Origin of the sequence: Listeria grandensis (assembly GCF_014322885.1) — a bacterium.
Classification (GTDB): Bacteria; Bacillota; Bacilli; order Lactobacillales; family Listeriaceae; genus Listeria_A; species Listeria_A grandensis.
Genome location: NZ_JAASUG010000001.1, coordinates 250,248 through 267,486, shown reverse-complemented (window position 1 = coordinate 267,486; position 17,239 = coordinate 250,248). Strand labels below are relative to the sequence as shown.

The 17,239-nt window shown below is 44.4% G+C and carries 13 protein-coding genes and 1 riboswitch; of the genes, 11 read left to right on the top strand and 2 right to left on the bottom strand.

Going from position 1 to position 17,239, the window contains the following annotated elements; all coding sequences use genetic code 11:
* Positions 1–3 precede the first annotated feature (3 nt).
* Positions 4–1,572, top strand: a complete 1,569-nt coding sequence (locus HCJ54_RS01170; protein WP_187136320.1) for a peptide chain release factor 3 — start codon at positions 4–6, stop codon at positions 1,570–1,572.
* A 101-nt stretch (positions 1,573–1,673) separates the two neighbouring features.
* On the top strand, positions 1,674–3,044 hold the full coding sequence (locus HCJ54_RS01165; RefSeq protein ID WP_187136319.1) for a collagen binding domain-containing protein: 1,371 nt from the start codon (positions 1,674–1,676) through the stop codon (positions 3,042–3,044).
* Positions 3,045–3,248: 204 nt separating this feature from the next.
* Here the strand turns inward: HCJ54_RS01165 and HCJ54_RS01160 are convergent, their stop codons facing one another.
* Positions 3,249–4,232, bottom strand: coding sequence for a hypothetical protein (locus tag HCJ54_RS01160; RefSeq protein ID WP_187136318.1), 984 nt, complete (start codon positions 4,230–4,232; stop codon positions 3,249–3,251).
* A 219-nt stretch (positions 4,233–4,451) separates the two neighbouring features.
* Positions 4,452–4,561, top strand: a riboswitch (yybP-ykoY riboswitch).
* Positions 4,562–4,654: 93 nt separating this feature from the next.
* Between HCJ54_RS01160 and HCJ54_RS01155 the strand changes: the two genes are divergently transcribed.
* From HCJ54_RS01155 to HCJ54_RS01140, 4 genes are all read left to right on the top strand, one after another.
* Positions 4,655–5,416, top strand: a complete 762-nt coding sequence (locus tag HCJ54_RS01155) for a TerC family protein (protein WP_185411333.1) — start codon at positions 4,655–4,657, stop codon at positions 5,414–5,416.
* Between the two features lie 121 nt (positions 5,417–5,537).
* Positions 5,538–6,299 carry a TerC family protein gene (locus HCJ54_RS01150; protein WP_187136317.1) on the top strand — a complete coding sequence of 254 codons (762 nt, stop codon included), beginning with the start codon at positions 5,538–5,540 and terminating at the stop codon, positions 6,297–6,299.
* A 46-nt stretch (positions 6,300–6,345) separates the two neighbouring features.
* Positions 6,346–7,683: a TrkH family potassium uptake protein gene (locus HCJ54_RS01145; RefSeq protein WP_036066242.1), complete on the top strand. Its 1,338-nt coding sequence runs from the start codon at positions 6,346–6,348 to the stop codon at positions 7,681–7,683.
* A 147-nt stretch (positions 7,684–7,830) separates the two neighbouring features.
* A complete protein-coding gene (locus HCJ54_RS01140) occupies positions 7,831–8,334 on the top strand; it encodes a VanZ family protein (protein WP_187136316.1) in 504 nt (167 codons plus the stop codon).
* Positions 8,335–8,401: 67 nt separating this feature from the next.
* Here the strand turns inward: HCJ54_RS01140 and HCJ54_RS01135 are convergent, their stop codons facing one another.
* Positions 8,402–12,214 carry an immunoglobulin-like domain-containing protein gene (locus HCJ54_RS01135; RefSeq protein WP_187136315.1) on the bottom strand — a complete coding sequence of 1,271 codons (3,813 nt, stop codon included), beginning with the start codon at positions 12,212–12,214 and terminating at the stop codon, positions 8,402–8,404.
* 228 nt (positions 12,215–12,442) lie between these two features.
* Here HCJ54_RS01135 and tsaE point away from each other — a divergent pair, with 228 nt between their 5' ends.
* The 5 genes from tsaE to HCJ54_RS01110 all read left to right on the top strand — a co-directional run bounded on the left by tsaE (position 12,443) and on the right by HCJ54_RS01110 (position 17,167).
* Positions 12,443–12,901 (top strand): tRNA (adenosine(37)-N6)-threonylcarbamoyltransferase complex ATPase subunit type 1 TsaE, encoded by a 459-nt coding sequence (tsaE, locus tag HCJ54_RS01130; protein ID WP_036063996.1) that lies wholly within the window; start codon positions 12,443–12,445, stop codon positions 12,899–12,901.
* On the top strand, positions 12,901–13,596 hold the full coding sequence (tsaB, locus tag HCJ54_RS01125) for a tRNA (adenosine(37)-N6)-threonylcarbamoyltransferase complex dimerization subunit type 1 TsaB (protein WP_187136536.1): 696 nt from the start codon (positions 12,901–12,903) through the stop codon (positions 13,594–13,596). Before tsaE ends, tsaB begins: the two co-directional genes overlap by 1 nt.
* On the top strand, positions 13,589–14,038 hold the full coding sequence (gene rimI, locus HCJ54_RS01120) for a ribosomal protein S18-alanine N-acetyltransferase (RefSeq protein ID WP_187136314.1): 450 nt from the start codon (positions 13,589–13,591) through the stop codon (positions 14,036–14,038). Before tsaB ends, rimI begins: the two co-directional genes overlap by 8 nt.
* The gene (tsaD, locus tag HCJ54_RS01115; protein WP_187136313.1) at positions 14,035–15,060 is read left to right on the top strand and encodes a tRNA (adenosine(37)-N6)-threonylcarbamoyltransferase complex transferase subunit TsaD; all 1,026 of its coding nucleotides are present in this window, start codon (positions 14,035–14,037) and stop codon (positions 15,058–15,060) included. Before rimI ends, tsaD begins: the two co-directional genes overlap by 4 nt.
* 136 nt (positions 15,061–15,196) lie before the next feature.
* Positions 15,197–17,167: a KUP/HAK/KT family potassium transporter gene (locus HCJ54_RS01110; RefSeq protein WP_187136312.1), complete on the top strand. Its 1,971-nt coding sequence runs from the start codon at positions 15,197–15,199 to the stop codon at positions 17,165–17,167.
* Positions 17,168–17,239: the final 72 nt, after the last annotated feature.

Here is a 17,239-nt window from a genome sequence, read left to right as displayed (position 1 = left end):
AAAATGGGTCATGATTTACAAAAAGAGGTTGCTTCGCGCAAAACTTTTGCAATTATATCTCACCCGGATGCGGGGAAAACAACCATTACAGAGCAATTATTACTTTTTGGTGGAGCGATTCGTTCTGCTGGTACGGTAAAAGGAAAGAAATCAGGCAAATTTGCGACGAGTGACTGGATGGAGATTGAGAAACAACGTGGGATATCGGTAACGAGCTCTGTGATGCAATTTGATTATGACGGTTCACGGATTAACATTTTGGATACACCGGGTCACTCGGATTTCAGTGAGGATACGTATCGGACATTGATGGCGGTTGACAGTGCCGTGATGGTTATTGACAGCGCGAAAGGGATTGAGGCGCAGACCTTGAAACTTTTCAAAGTGTGTCGGATGCGTGGAATCCCGATTTTTACTTTTATTAATAAAATGGATCGTCAAGGGAAGGCACCCCTGGAACTTTTAGCGGAACTAGAAGAGGTTTTAGGCATTGAGTCGTACCCGATGAATTGGCCGATTGGGATGGGAAAAGAGCTTGGCGGTTTGTATGACCGATATCACCGTCAAGTAGAGCAGTATCGTGTGGAAGGTGATGAGCGTTTTCTACCTATTGGTGAGGACGGCGATTTGGCAGAGCCGCACGCGATTCAGAACTCGAGTTATTATGAGCAGGCGCTTGACGAAATCATGTTGCTAGACGAAGCGGGAAATGATTTCAGTGAAGAACGAATTGCATCTGGCGAGTTGACGCCCGTATTTTTCGGAAGCGCGCTAACGAATTTTGGTGTGGAAACGTTCCTCAAAACGTATGTAAACTTTGCGCCAGCACCACAACCGCGCGAATCTAATGAAGGTGAAATCGATCCTTACATGAACAAGTTTTCCGGTTTTATCTTCAAGATTCAAGCGAATATGAACCCAGCTCACCGTGATCGCATTGCCTTTGTGCGTATTTGCTCTGGTGAATTCGAACGAGGCATGGCGGTGAACTTGACGCGTACGGGTAAATCGATGAAACTCGGTAATTCGACGCAATTTATGGCGGATGATCGCGAAACGGTTAACAGCGCCGTGGCGGGTGATATTATCGGTTTGTACGATACGGGGAATTACCAAATCGGTGACACGATTACAAACGGTAGTAAAACGTTACAATATGAGAAACTACCGCAGTTTACGCCAGAATTATTCATGAAAGTCTCTGCAAAAAACGTGATGAAACAAAAGCATTTCCATAAAGGTGTCGAACAGCTTGTCCAAGAAGGCGCGATTCAACTCTTTAAGACGTGGCGCATGGAGGATTACATCATTGGTGCGGTTGGTCAATTACAATTTGAAGTATTTGAGCACCGAATGAACAATGAGTATAATTCCGAAATTCGCATGGAGCCCATCGGTTCTAAAATTGCCCGTTGGATTAAGGAAGAGGACGTTGATGAAAAACTTTCGACACAGCGTAGTATGCTTGTAAAAGATCGTTTTGACAAACCATTATTCTTATTCGAAAATGAGTTTGCATTAAATTGGTTCCACGATAAGAATCCAGATATTGAGTTAACATCATTACTATAAAAGCAGGAAGAGCTCAAAATTGGGCTCTTTTTGTTTTTTTGTAAAAATATCGTTTAATACAATAATAGAAGGGGGAAAGAACAAGGGAAGGGGATGAGAAAATGAAGAAGATACTTTTTTTGATAGGGCTTGGTCTGATAAGTATAGTCGTGCTAGGTTTGGGCGGACAAAGTGCAAAAGCCGCGACGGACTATGGTTCACAGTTCTTTACACATGTAGAATTACAAGATAAAAACGGTGTTCCTGATACGGATTTTAAAGAAAACGAACGCGTGAAGGTTGTGTATAACTGGAATGTGACGCAGGTAGTACATAGTGGAGAAACGATGACACTTCCATTACCTGTACAATTGAAATATGTAAGTTTTGCCCCTTTTTTATTAAAAGACAGTGGTGGAAATACGGTAGCCACAGCGCTAGTAGATCCTATATCGGGAAAAATCATTTTAACATTTACTACTTTTGTTGATACACATTCGGACATTCAAGGTTCAATGTTTTTCTATGCCGATTTTAATAAGGCGAACATTGTAGTCGACCAGATAAATCCGATTGCTTTTCCAGTTGCAGGAGATTTGACGACGCTTGGAGTGATGATTCGTAAGGTAGATAGTGGTGGTGGCACGGGAACACCGACTGTCGTTTTCAAGCAGGGACGGATTGACGCGAACGATAGCAGTCTCATTAATTGGACAGTCACGCTGAACAACGCATTGGTAGATATTAATAGTGCGTACTATACCGATGTGATGGGACCAGGCCAAACGCTCGTTGGAAAAGTGAAACTGAAATACCGCGATGCAGATAAAAAAGAACTTTATACACAAAATGAAAATATCACGCTAGATGCTAATCGCAGTTTCCGGCTCGATCTTGGTGACCTGATAGATACATCGGTTGTCATTACTTATCAAACAAAAATGGCGGGTGGACAATTTAGTTATAAAAACACGGCAAAAATCGGTGGCTCAAACATTGAGGAGCAAACGAGAAATGCTACAGTCAATGATTATTCAGGCGGCGGCGAAGGTGGCGGAACAACGCCACCACCGGTCAATCCACCAACGACCAATCCTGAACCACCAACGCCAGAGAAGCCGAATGTAGATTCGATTACTGTGACACCAAATGAACCAGAAGTGACCACAATCACGGACGAGAATAACGAGATACAAATTTACATCGTCAAAAAAGGTGACACACTTTCAAGCGTTGCAACAAAATTCGAAACAACACCACACCAACTCAGAGTCTGGAATAAACTTAAAACCGATGAACTCAAAATTGGTCAAAAATTAATCGTAAAGGTAACACCGAAAAAAGAGACAACAAGAGTAATGAACACGTCTAGTCTCACATCCCCAACAATGGAAACACTTCCTCAAACAGGTGATGTAAGTCATGGTATCGCTGAATTAATAGGCACTTTATTAGCCGTAAGTTCTGCAACATTTCTAATACGTAAAAAATGAGTCTGAGACAAAACTCAAGATAAAGCAAAATCGCCCAACCCATTACTTTGGGTAGGACGAAAATTTTGCTTTACACAAATCGAGCGAAAGCGTTTGTATTCAGGGAGTTTGGTGGAAGTCGGAAGCGGAGTGTACGATTGTGCATGAGAACCGGAAGTCCGCTAAACTCCCTGAATGCGAGCGCTTTTCGCCGATTTATCTGGGTTATGTCCCAGCCCCATCTATTTCCGCACTCAATTTGGTGGCTACTTTTTCGTAATTTCGAAAGCTCGCTAGGCCTTGCTTTGGAATATCCAACAGATCCTGAGACTGCAAAATATGTTTTTCCAAACCATCCGCAAATGCCACAAAATCATCACCTGTCATTGTCTCGTAATCAAGAGAATAATATTTAGATTGCCGGTACAGTGACTGTAGGGCCGAATCAGTGATCTCCACTTTTTGATCGGCAAAGATCTCATCATATTTAGCAGAGATAATTTCCCCATTTTCTGTAACAACTTGTAGACGCGCTGTTAAACCATTTCCGAGCGGTTCCGCAATGCCGTAATAATAAAATCCGAATGGCTTCTTCACCCAGTCTTTCATCTCGGCCGCGAGTGGCATCATCCCGTTTCTAGCGCTAGTAGAAGATCCTTTCACCGTCTGAAAATTCCCATCTAATCGGTTTTCCGCAAGCATCTGCCCCTCTAAAAAGGTAATCCCGTTCACCCAAGTCACAAGCGTATCATCCGTTCGCGCATTCGTCGCTTGGAAAAAAGCATAATCCGACAAGCGCTTGGAAGCATTGGCATATTTCGGTTCATAATAAGTCTCGGAGGCGAGTTCATTAAATTCCACATGAATCAGTTTTCCGCTATCATCCGTTACCAACTCCAGAATCCCCTTATTGCCCCCATCGAATTGCTGTTCATTTTTGTAGTAGTTTCCTTTGATGATACCTGTCGGCGGTTGAACAGACCAAAACATCTTAGCTTCTTTTTGTTCTGGCGTCCATTTCGGTTCTGGATTTGTACCGAATGTCGTAGTCGTTGCAGAGGTCACCACATCATAATTATACTTATGTGCCTTTGTTTGGACCGTTATTTTTTTCGCTTTCGGCTCGTTCGCTGTTTCTGGGTGGCTATTTTCATTAGAACAAGCCGCTAGTAGTAGCGATGAGAACACGATACATATCAGTTTTTTCAAATCAGTTTCCCCCTTCACATAATTCCATTATCGCAACTAAAAATAAAGTACAGCTAAACAAAAAATGAAATAAAGATAAACTTTTGCACGAAATAAGTTATCTAAATATAAAATCAGATACTCGGTGGACTTATTAAAGGAAGGATGCATAATAAAACGTTGTTGACACCGCCCCGCTTTTCATGATATTATTTTCCTATCAATCAAATATCGCTTTTGACATTCGTCAAGGGGGAGTAGCGTTAGTCTGATTTAGAAAGGCTAAGATAAAGTCGTCATTACATGGATGCGAGTCCATCGGTTTTATCAACATTTTATTACAAAATGTCAGCGAGACCTTTGCCAAACACTGGCAGAGGTCTCGCTTTTTCGTGTTTTAAAAGAGGCGCTCATGACGGTTGAAAGATGAAGGAGGAATTTATTTGGATACAGCAATGATACTGGAATACGGCTGGGTACTACTAGTCTTGATCGGTTTAGAAGGGATTTTAGCTGCTGATAATGCGGTCGTTATGGCTGTTATGGTCAAGCATTTACCTGATGAACAGCAGAAAAAAGCATTATTTTATGGTTTAATTGGAGCATTCGTGTTCCGCTTTGCCGCCCTATTTCTCATCTCCTTTTTGGCAGAAGTTTGGCAAGTACAAGCGCTTGGTGCCGCATATCTGCTCTATATCTGTATTAGTCATATGTGGAAGCATGCCAAGGGGAAAGATGACGGTCACAAAGTCAAAGAAGGCAAAGGCTCGAGCTTTTGGATGACCGTTTTAAAAGTCGAGATTGCAGATATTGCGTTTGCGATTGATTCGATGCTAGCTGCTGTAGCCCTCGCGATTACGCTGCCGGCAACAGGTTGGGGAACCATTGGAGGACTTGATACAGGACAATTTGCCGTGATGTTTATCGGCGGTTTAGTCGGACTTATCTGTATCCGTTTTGCCGCGACACAATTCGTGAAATTACTGAAAAAATACCCATCACTGGAAACAGCCGCATTCCTAATTGTCGGCTGGGTCGGCGTGAAACTTGTTGTTTACACATTAGCGCATCCTGAACTAGGCGTTATTCCAGAACACTTCCCGCATTCAACGGTTTGGAAATTAACATTCTGGGCAGTGATGATCGGTATCATTATCTGGGGATGGCTCGTATCCGTCCGTTCCGCTAAGAAGAAAGAAGCCTGAGCTAAATAAGATGTTGCTCCCGTGTCATGCGGGAGTTTTTCCGTTACACACAACAACAAAAGAATGGCAAATAGGGCGGTAAATATGTTAAAGTGGAGAGTAAAGAAATGGTGGGGTGAAAATGGATATTTCGATTTGGGGAGAGTACCTCTGGGTCTTCTTAATTTTAGTCGTATTAGAAGGCGTACTTTCAGCAGATAATGCGGTCGTCATGGCCGTTATCGTAAAAAAACTACCGCATGAACAGCAACGCAAGGCCCTGTTTTACGGCTTAGTCGGTGCGTTTGTATTCCGTCTGATTGCAATGCTGATTATTTCATACTTAGTTAATTTTTGGGAAATACAAGCGATTGGTGCTATTTACTTACTTTACCTCGCGATCAAGCATATTTGGGATAAGCGAAAAGGCAAGGCGAAAGAGGAAGCGACAGACAAAGAACCAAAACCAACCTCTTTCTGGGGAACTGTGGCGCGTGTAGAGTTAACGGATATTGCTTTCGCACTAGATTCGATGTTAGCCGCTGCCGCCTTGGTTGTCACGTTACCAAAGCTGGGCACATACGAAATTGGCGGCATGAGTGCAGGTCAGTTTATCGTCATGTTCCTTGGTGGTTTGGCGGGATTGATCGTGATTCGTTTTGCCGCAACACAAGTTGTCAAGTTACTCGAGCGTTACCCTACATTAGAAACAGCAGCTTTCTTAATCGTTGGCTGGGTTGGGGTGAAAATGGCCGTCATTGCACTGGCTAACCCACAAGTAGGCATTTTACCAGAGAGTTTTCCTGATTCACCGGGGTGGGAAATCACCTTTTGGGTCGTCATGATTACACTTGGTTTAGGTGGTTATATCATTGCTAGAAAAAAAGAAAAACAAAAGGGATAACTATATGATCGGTGGCAACACGCGGCGGGGTAGAATGCGCGCACGGATGTCTAGGCTAACGCCAATCCAAGTCATTATTGCGTTCTACTTTCTATCGATTACATTTGCGACTGCACTATTAAGCATGCCATTTACGCAAAAACCTGGTGTCAAAATACCGTTCATCGATACGCTTTTTACCGCGGCTAGTTCTGTGAGTGTGACTGGGCTTGCTTCCGTCAATGTTGGTGAGTCCTACAGCCGTGCAGGTATTTGGGTGCTAATGGGCATCTTCCAAGTCGGCGGACTCGGTGTGATGATGCTTAGTACGTTCTTCTACCTCGTTCTAAAAAGACGCGTGGGCTTGCGGCAACGGCAGTTAATCATGACGGATACGAATCAGTTTTCAATGAGTGGGATGGTGCGGATGCTACGCGAAATCCTCGTGTTGATTTTCGGAATCCAGATTGTTGGTGGTCTGATTCTGGGTATTTATTTCATTCCGTTTTACAATGGAGATGTTGGCGAGGCAATGTTCCAAGGCCTGTTTAACTCGGTTTCAGCGGTGACAAATGCAGGTGTGGACATAACGGGTTACTCTTTGACGCCATTTGTCAACGATTATTTCGTCCAATTCATCACGATTCTGCTCATTATTTCAGGTGGAATAGGGTTTCCGGTTCTTATCGAAGCCCGCCGTTTCCTATTTGAAAAAAACACGTTGATTCCATTCCGATTCTCATTGTTTGTAAAAGTAACCACAGTGACATACATGGGTTTACTTGTCATTGGTGGCTTGCTTATTTGGGCGATGGAAAGCCAGCACTATTTTAAAGGAACCTCACTCGATGAAGGCTTTTTTAACTCGATGTTCCTATCGGCGACATCTAGAAGTGCAGGGCTTTCAACGATTGATACATCCGCGCTTACTGATCCGACGCTACTCGTTGTTTCAGGACTGATGTTCATCGGTGCATCTCCGAGTTCTGTGGGTGGAGGAATTCGAACAACGACGTTTGCGATTACGATTTTGTTCCTATATTCCGTGATTCGCGGACGTAATCATATTTATATTTTTGGTCGTGAATTGTACCAGGAAGATGTTCGCAAAGCGTTGGCTGTTGCTATTTTTGCATCACTTCTGTGCATTGGCGCTATCACTATCTTAGGCTATACCGAACAGGCGGAACTGATGGCGATCATTGTTGAAGTCCTCTCCGCGTTTGGAACATGTGGCTTATCGATGGGATTGACGAGTGATTTGAGCAATATCGGTAAGATTGTTATTATTCTACTCATGTTTATCGGTCGGGTGGGGATTATGTACATGATGTTATCCTTCCGCCGCAAAAATGAGCCGAAGAACGCGATTAGACTGCCGAAAGAGAAAATTATTACGGGGTGAAAACAGTCGTTTTGACTTTCATATAAGTGAAATCTATGCAGTGCCAGATGTTTTTTTGTCTGGCTTTTTTGAATAAAGTGGAGCCTTTCATTTAATTTTAATCTTAATGTGCTAGAATTAGAAAAAAACTTAGAGGAAGTGGCATTTTTGCAACAAAGATTATCTTGGTTATTTATAGGCATAGCATTGACGATTATTATTATCTTATTTGTATCGTCTTCACAAACGTATGAGGAACAATCTTTAACATCTAGTTTAGATAAATTGCTTGCCAATAAGCCGTTTGAACAACAATTATCTGCTATATCTTTCCACTATGCTGGTTCAGAGATTAGTATCGCAGCGAAAGGTTATAGTTCTTTCATTGAATTCTTTATCCGAAAAGGGGCGCATTTCTTCTCATATGCCTTACTTGGTTTTAGTTTATTTATGGGCTTCAGTGCATTTATAAAAAGAACGTGGCTAGTTATCTCACTCAGTGCAGGGATACCGCTTGGTTACGCAGCAATGGATGAGTTTCACCAAATGCTAACTGGTGGTCGAACACCGCTTGTTCAGGATGTTCTACTCGATTTTTCAGGCGCAATGGTAGGCTTACTCATCGCATATGTAGTTATAAAGCAAATTAGAAAAAGAGATATCTTGAGCTAACGGAGAAAATACTATGAACAAAAAAAGCGGACGCCGTCTAGATGGGCATCCGCTTCTTTGTGTTCTCTTATTTCTTTCTACGCAAGAACATTGCGCCAAGGGCTGTTAGGAAACCGCCGAGGGCAAGTGTTTTCGCGACGTCATTATCGCCTGTTTTTGGTAATGCTTGGTCTGTCGGCATTGCCACAGCTTGGATGGTTTGCGCTGGTGCTGGTTTACTTGGAACAGCGGGTGCCGTTGGAGTCACTGGTGCCACGACGGGCGTAGTTGGAACGACTGGAGCTACGGGTTGCGCCCCGACAAGGACGGTAATCGTGATCTGCGTTTCATTGCCATCGGAATCGATAACACTGTACGTCACGTGGTAAATCCCCGCGACGTTCGGATTCACATCGTTGGATATAATCGTGATGCTACCTGTGAGATCCTCATCTTCGACATCGCTTGCACTGACGCCTGCCATTGGATCAAACGGCGTCCCAAAAGCAATCGCTTGGTCGCTCGCGTGGATCACTGGCTTCTCATTGCTTAATACAGTCACCGTGTAGGTCACTTCTGTCGTGTTGCTATCAGAGTCGGTCACACGATACGTCACATGATACACACCGGCAACATCTGGATTCACGTCGTTCGCGACCACTTGGATACTTGCTGTGAGATCGCCATCTTCGGTGTCGCTTGCTGTGATACCGGCCATTGGGTCAAACGTGCGACCTGCTTTGAAACTGCTATCTTGCCCAGTTACGACGGGGTTCTCATTGCTGAGAATCGTCACGGTCACCGTTTTTTCTGTGGTATTGCCGTCGGAATCGAGGACACTGTATGTGATATGGTACTCGCCGGGCACATCGATATTGACATCATTCGCGATGATTTTCACGTTGGCTGTCACGTCACCATCTTCGAGGTCTGCCGCGGAAACATCCGCCATTGGATCGATGGCACGATGGGCTTTTTGCGTGATATCGCTTGCCGTGATGACTGGTTTTTCATTGGTTAAAACGGTCACCGTGATCGTTTTCGTCGTTACGTTGTTGTCGCTGTCCTTCACGCTGTAAGTCACGTGGTAAGTGCCTGCTTGAGTCGCATCGACGTCATTCGCTGTAATCGTCACGTCTCCTGTCACATCGCCGTCTTCTATGTCGCTTGCGGACATGCCTGCCATCGGATCGAAAGTGCGACCAGCCTTGAATGTTTGGTCTGTCGCGTGGATCACTGGTTTGTCGTTCGTGCGGACATAGATGTGGCGTTGGATCGTGGTTTCATTGCCATCAGCATCTGTCACGCTATAAGAAACAGCATACGTGCCCGCTTGTGTCATGTCTACCGTGTTCGTCTCTACCTTGATCTTATTCGTGAGGTTGCCATCTTCGGTGTCATTTGCGGTAATACCTGCCAGTGGTTCAAACGTGTCGCCCACTTTCAAATACACATCATTCGTTGTCAAAATCGGCGCGTCATCCGTTAACACGGTCACGGTAATCGTTTTCGTCGTCGTGTTATTGTCCGAATCCGTCACACTGTACGTCACATGATACACGCCTGCTTTGGCTACATTGACATCGTTCGCTGTGACTTGGATTCTGCTAGTGATATCGCCATCTTCTGTATCGCTCGCCGTCACGGCATTGTTAACGTCGAAGGCTTTATTGACACGCATCGTGATGTTGGACGCTTGGATAACTGGTGCATCGTTGCTGGTCACCGTCACGGTAATCGTCTTCGTTGTTGTGTTGCCATCCGAATCCGTCACGCTATACGTCACATGATACGTTCCCACTCTCGACGTATCCACATCATTGGCCGTAATCGTGATTTGCCTTGTCAGATTACCATCCTCTGTATCCGCCGCGCTCACCCCGGCTTCCAAATCCAGTGTGCCGCCTTTTTTCACGGTCTTATTCGCCGCTGAAATCACTGGTGCATCATTACTCGTCACTGTCACCGTAATCGTTTTGGTCGTCGTGTTGCCGTCAGAATCCGTCACGCTATACGTCACATGATACGTTCCCACTTTCGACGTGTCCACATCATTGGCCGTGATCGTGATTTGACTCGTCAGATTACCATCTTCCGTATCCGTCGCGCTCACCCCGGCTTCCAAATCCAGTGTACCACCCTTTTTCACGGTCTTATTTGCCGCTGAAATCACCGGTGCATCATTACTCGTCACCGTCACGGTCACCGTCTTCGTTACCACATTATCATCACTATCCGTCACGCTATACGTCACATGATACGTCCCGACGTTCGACGTATCCACATCATTCGCCGTAATCGTGATTTGACTTGTTAAATTGCCATCTTCTTGACTTGTCGCCGAAACTCCAGCCATAACATCAAAGATCCCGCCTTTTTTAAGCGTTGTATCCGTGGCGGTAATGACTGGTGCTGGGCCACCGGTAACGGTCACTGTGATGGTTTTCGTCGTGGTGTTATCATCGTTATCCGTCACACTATATGTCACGTGATATGTGCCTACTTTCGACGTGTCCACATTATTCTCGGTCACTTGAATCTTGCTGCTTACGTCCCCATCTTCAAAGTCTGTCGCCGAAACGTCTGCCATGACATCGAAGGTTTTGCCTTTTTTTAAGGACTGATCGGTGGCTGTGATAACCGGAGATTGTCCTGGGATCGCTAATAAAATGGAGCCCTCCGATATATATTTCACGCCGTTGATTTTTCCGGTACCGCTAATTTTCATAGCCGTTCCTTTTGGCGCGGCATCTGACTTCACTTGCACATCATAAGTCAACGTAAACGTATTCGATGGATCAGCAAACGGTAATGCTACTTGATGGCTCAGCAGTTGCTCTTTTGTCACGGTGTAAGTTTGGCCATCATTTCGTTTTAATTCGATGTTAGAAACGGTATTAGCGTCAAAGAAAGCATCCATATCAACACCATATTGCATGGTAAAATCTGTGGCATCTGTTGTTGTGTTGGAAATCGTATTTTGCACGCTTACGGTTTCAGAAGGTTCTGCTTTTCCGTTATTATTGCCTTTTTTGTCATCGATTTCTAAGTTTATTTCAGGGGAGATGCCGTTTACTTGAAGTTGTGTAATCGTTAGCTCTTGGAGGTTACTTTTATCTCCGGTTGAGCCTACAAAGCCAAATTGCACTTCATTGCCACCAAATGTAGCTTGTAAATCATCGACTTGATAGCTACCGGTGTAACCAATATAGCTGTAGCTCAAGGTCTTCGTTCCTGCATCCCAATCGATGATAAGTGGATGTTTTTGTCCATCTTCAAAATACGTACCATTCGGTAAAACGTTTAGTGCATTGTGCTGAATGACTGAGTCTGCACTAGGAACTGTAATAGCCATGTGCTCGTTTCTAGGATTAATACCTTTATCCCATGCCGATGCAGATGCTGTATCATCGTTAATATACGTATCGAATTCTATCGCCAATGCATTTTTGATGTAAGAGTTAGTATAGAGCCCCAAAGCTCCACCAGAAGCAGCGATCGCATTACTCCCTCTTGGATCATTTTGCATAACAAAGGCCATACCGTCTGCGCCATTGGAGTTATCCCCCATGTACAGTTCTGCCTCTAAATGGAAATTTTTAGTCAAGTCAATCTTGTTATTTGCATCCGACCATAATCCTCCGACTTGATTAGCTTTATTTGTTGTTAATGTTACAACGTTTTTATCAATGGTTGAGGATTTTCCAGGGACAACAGAGAAGTAGTCTGTTAAGTCAGAGAATACTTTATTATTACTTGTTGTTTGTAACCCTTTTAATTTGTTTTCTGCTTTTGTTGTGTAACTTTGTGAATTTTCAGCAGCCATCACATATGTTTGTACTGGCAAACTTGCGCACATCACTAATGTGGCAGTTGCGACCCCAATTTTTTTGATCATCATTGTTTTGTTTTCCTCCTTAGGGATAGTATATCTCGGTAAGCAAGAAATTTTGCTTACATGTAAATCATATCATTTTGCGACTTTTAAAAAAATTGCAATACTTTACGTTTTCGATAAATTATTATGTCTTTTTAGACACAATTCAAAAGCTACTTGAAACACTCCTACTAACCATCGAACGGCATTTATGGTATGATATGTACAGAAAATGATAAAAAAGGTGAGGCTATGACTTATAAAATAGAAACGAATAATGAGGCTAAGACACGTGAAATCGCCAAGCAGATCGGTGAACGTTTGCAAGCCGGTGATGTGATTCTTTTAGAAGGGGATCTTGGCGCTGGCAAAACCACGTTTACGAAGGGACTCGCGGAAGGCTTGGAGATCCCGCAAATGGTGAAGAGCCCGACGTTCACGATTGTTCGGGAGTATACGAAAGGGCGGTTACCGCTTTACCATATGGATGTATACAGGTTAGAGGATGCTCAGGATGATCTTGGTTTGGATGAATATTTCCAAGGAAGTGGCGTATCGGTCGTTGAATGGGCACATTTTATCACCGAAGATTTGCCGGAGTCATTTTTACGGATCACGTTGCAACATCGATCAGAGCATGAACGCGAAATCGTGATGGAGCCTGTTGGAGCGCGATATGAGACACTTTGTTCGGAGGTTTTAAAAGGATGATTATATTAGGTATGGATACGTCTAATGATACGTTAGGCGTTAGTTTATGGCGCGATCAGTCGGTAATCGGTGAAATCGTGACTAATTTGAAAAAAAATCACAGCATCCGTTTACTGCCAGCGATTGCTGAGTTGATGAAGGTGTGCGATTTGACGCCGCAAGACTTGGATAAAATTGCAGTGGCGCAAGGTCCGGGGTCGTATACGGGTTTGCGAATCGGTGTGACAGTAGCAAAAACAATGGCTTGGGATTTGAAAATTCCGTTGGTAGGAGTTTCTAGTTTGGCTTTGATGGCGCAAAATGGTCGTTTTTTTGATGGACTTGTGGTGCCAGTGATGGATGCGCGTCGTGGGAATGTCTACGCTGGGATTTATGAAGCGAACGGCGAGACGGTAATAGTGAAACAGGCAGATGCACATCTTAGCTTTGCGGAATTACTAATGAACTTGGCGGAAAAAGACGCACAGGATGTATTACTCATCGGAGATTCCATCGCAAATTTCAAAACAGAAATCAAGATGGCGCTTGGTGAAAGAGCTGTTTTGGCAGGAGAAGCACTCTGCTATCCGCGCCCGGCTTTCCTCGGAGAACTGGCGCATTTGGACACGGGTGTTCCAGCACATACATTTGTGCCGACATATTTGAAACTCGCGGAGGCAGAAAGCAAGTGGCTTGAGGCGAATCAAGATGTGTGAGCTCACATTTAGAGAGGCAAGTGCCGCAGATATCAAGCATTTGCTACGAATTGAACGAGCCGTTTTTACATCTCCTTGGAGTGAGGACGCGTTTCGCAATGAATTTCATATGAATGATTACGCGCACTACATCGTTGCCGAAAAAGCTGGGGAAATCATTGGTTACGCAGGGATTTGGATGATTATCGATGAGGGGCATATTACGAACGTCGCCATTTATCCAGATCAGCAAGGGCACGGATACGGTGAGGCAATTTTGCAAGAATTAGTGCAGATAGCGAAAGCGAAACAGATGGTATGCTTGACGCTTGAAGTTCGGGTGACGAACACGAGAGCACAGAATTTGTATAAAAAATTTGGATTTAAAGATGGCGCGATTCGGAAAAAATACTATCCGGATAATGGAGAAGATGCGCTAGTTATGTGGGTGGAATTAGAATGAAAAAAGAAACTTTAATACTTGGAATTGAATCAAGCTGTGATGAAACAGCAGTATCTGTTGTGCGCGGAGGAACCGAAATGTTATCCAATGTGGTGGCATCACAAATCGAAAGCCATAAACGTTTCGGTGGTGTTGTACCAGAAATTGCATCACGTCATCACGTCGAGCAAATCACGATCGTATTGGAAGAAGCATTAACACAGGCCGGCGTCACGATGAAGCAAATAGACGCGATTGCCGTAACGGAAGGCCCAGGGCTTGTTGGCGCACTCCTAATCGGCGTCAATGCAGCCAAAACATTAGCGTTTATTCATAATAAGCCGCTAATCGGTGTGCATCATATCGCAGGACACATCTATGCAAACCGTTTTGACAGAGAAATGCAATTTCCGCTCTTGTCGCTCGTCGTAAGTGGCGGTCATACGGAGCTCGTCATCATGCGCGAACACGGCAAGTTTGAAATCATCGGTGAAACGCGAGATGACGCAGCAGGAGAAGCCTACGATAAAGTAGCGCGAACCTTAGGGCTAACCTATCCAGGCGGTGTCCAAATCGACAAGTTGGCAGCGACTGGAGAAGATAGTTTCCATTTTCCGCGTGCGATGATGGACGATGCGAGTTATGATTTTAGTTTTAGTGGACTTAAATCCTCTTTTATCAACACCGTTCATAATTTGCGTCAAAAAGAGCAGCCGCTAAATGAGGCAGACCTCGCAGCAAGTTTTCAGGCGAGTGTGGTGGACGTGCTTGTTGCCAAAACGATTCGTGCTGCTAAAGAATATGGCGTGAAACAACTCTTATTAGCAGGCGGTGTCGCGGCTAATCAAGGACTTCGCGCGCGTTTGATACAAGAAGTAGCTACGGAGCTTCCAGACGTCACACTTATTATCCCGCCGCTGTCCCTATGTGGCGATAACGCAGCGATGATAGCAGCCGCTGGAACGATCATGTACGAAAAAGGAAGCCGAAGTGACTTGATGATGAACGCAAATCCAGGCCTACTTTTTGAAGATACGTATTAAAAAAAGATACGACAAACCGCAGTGTGGTGGCGAAAGTAAGACCTTGTCGCCACGCTGTTTTTATATTCGTTTTTTGGAAGAAATGGTGGTATAATACGTTCAACGCTGAATCCTGTTTCGAAAGGAGATACATATTATGGAAAAGAAGGATAAAATAAGGATTGGCCTGGCGATTGGAACTCTCGGCATCGTTTATGGGGATATTGGGACGTCACCACTTTACGTGATGAAATCCATCGTCGCGAGCAATGGCGGCTTAAACCACGTATCCGAAGACTACATCATCGGATCTTTATCACTTATTTTCTGGACGCTTACTCTATTGACGACAATCAAATATGTAATCATTGCATTGCGTGCCGATAATCACGGCGAAGGTGGCATATTTTCACTCTATGCCTTAGTACGAAAACGCGGAAAATGGCTGGTGATTCCTGCGATGATTGGTGGTGCGGCGCTACTTGCTGATGGCGTCTTGACCCCCGCGGTTACCGTTACCTCGGCGATTGAAGGACTAGAAGAAATTCCTGCTTTCGAGGCCCTGTTCACTGGAAATACGACGCTAATCATTACTATTGTTATCATCATTCTTAGCGGTATTTTCTTTATTCAGCGCTACGGAACGATGTTTATTGGTCGCATCTTTGGCCCTACGATGTTCCTTTGGTTCTCGATTCTAGGAATCCTTGGCATTATTAATATACTTGGCGAACCCTCGATTTTCCGAGCTTTTTCGCCGTATTACGCAGTGGAACTCCTTTTTAGCGATCAAAATAAAGCCGGGTTCCTCATCCTCGGTAGCGTTTTCCTGGCGACCACTGGGGCAGAAGCGCTCTATTCGGATTTAGGACACGTTGGACGCAAAAATATCTACATCACGTGGCCATTCGTCAAAATATGCCTCTTGCTCAACTACTTTGGACAAGGCGCTTGGATCTTATCTTTGAAAAACGTCGACGACCCATTCGTGAATCCCTTTTTTCAAAGTATGCCAGAGCAGTTCATTTTGTACGGCGTATTAATTGCAACACTCGCAGCGATTATTGCCTCGCAGTCTCTCATATCAGGCGCATTTACGCTCGTTTCCGAAGCTATTGCGCTTAACTTATTGCCACGACTTGGTATTCGCTATCCGTCCGAAACGAAAGGACAAGTCTATATCCCAACAGTCACGACGGTTCTGTGGATTGCCTGTATCGGTGTTGTGCTTTATTTCCAAGACTCGAGTCACATGGAAGCCGCGTACGGACTATCGATCACAGTGACGATGCTGATGACAACCATTCTACTTTTCCAATTCCTACGCATGAAAGGGCGTTCTGTTCTCATGACAACAGGGATTTTACTGACATTTGGCGTTTTAGAATTTGCCTTCTTCGTCTCAAGCGCTGCGAAATTCATGCACGGAGGCTTCGTCGCTGTCATCATGGCCGTCGCAATCATGGCGCTCATGTACATCTGGTTTACCGGCTACCAAATCAAAGCCAAACTGGTGAAAAGCGCGCCATTAAAAAAATACATTCCGACATTTACCAAATTAAAAGGCGACCTATCCTACCCGAAATTTGCACATAATCTAGTATATCTAACGAGCAGTCGCAATCCGGCGCGTGTCGAGCATGAAGTGGTTGCTTCGATCCTTGATAAGCGACCAAAGCGGGCGGATGTCTACTGGTTCGTGAATGTCCAAGTCGTAGATGCCCCATACGCCGCTTACTACACCGTCCAAGATTTTGATACCGATCATGTTGTACGCGTCCAATTAAAACTCGGTTTCCGCGTCGAACAAGACATCAACGTCTTCTTACACCAAATCGCAAAAGATTTGATTAGTAAGGGCAAACTCGCCCAGCAAAAACGTCAATATACCGCAAAGCCAGGCAGATCCCTCGGTGATTTCTGCTTTGTCATTATCCAAGATGAGCTGAGCACAGAGGCCGATCTAACGAATTGGCAGCGGACGATCATGAGGAGCAAACTATTCATCAAGCGCTTCACAACATCACCAGAAAACTGGTTTGGTTTAGAGTACAGCGACGTCCAAATTGAAAATGTCCCGCTTTACTTATCGAATAAAAAAATGATCAAGATACGTGAAAGAGAATAGTCGAAGGATATTAATATTAGTAGGTAAAACCTCACAATGGTTTTGCCTGCTAGTTCTTGTTATAAGTAGTTG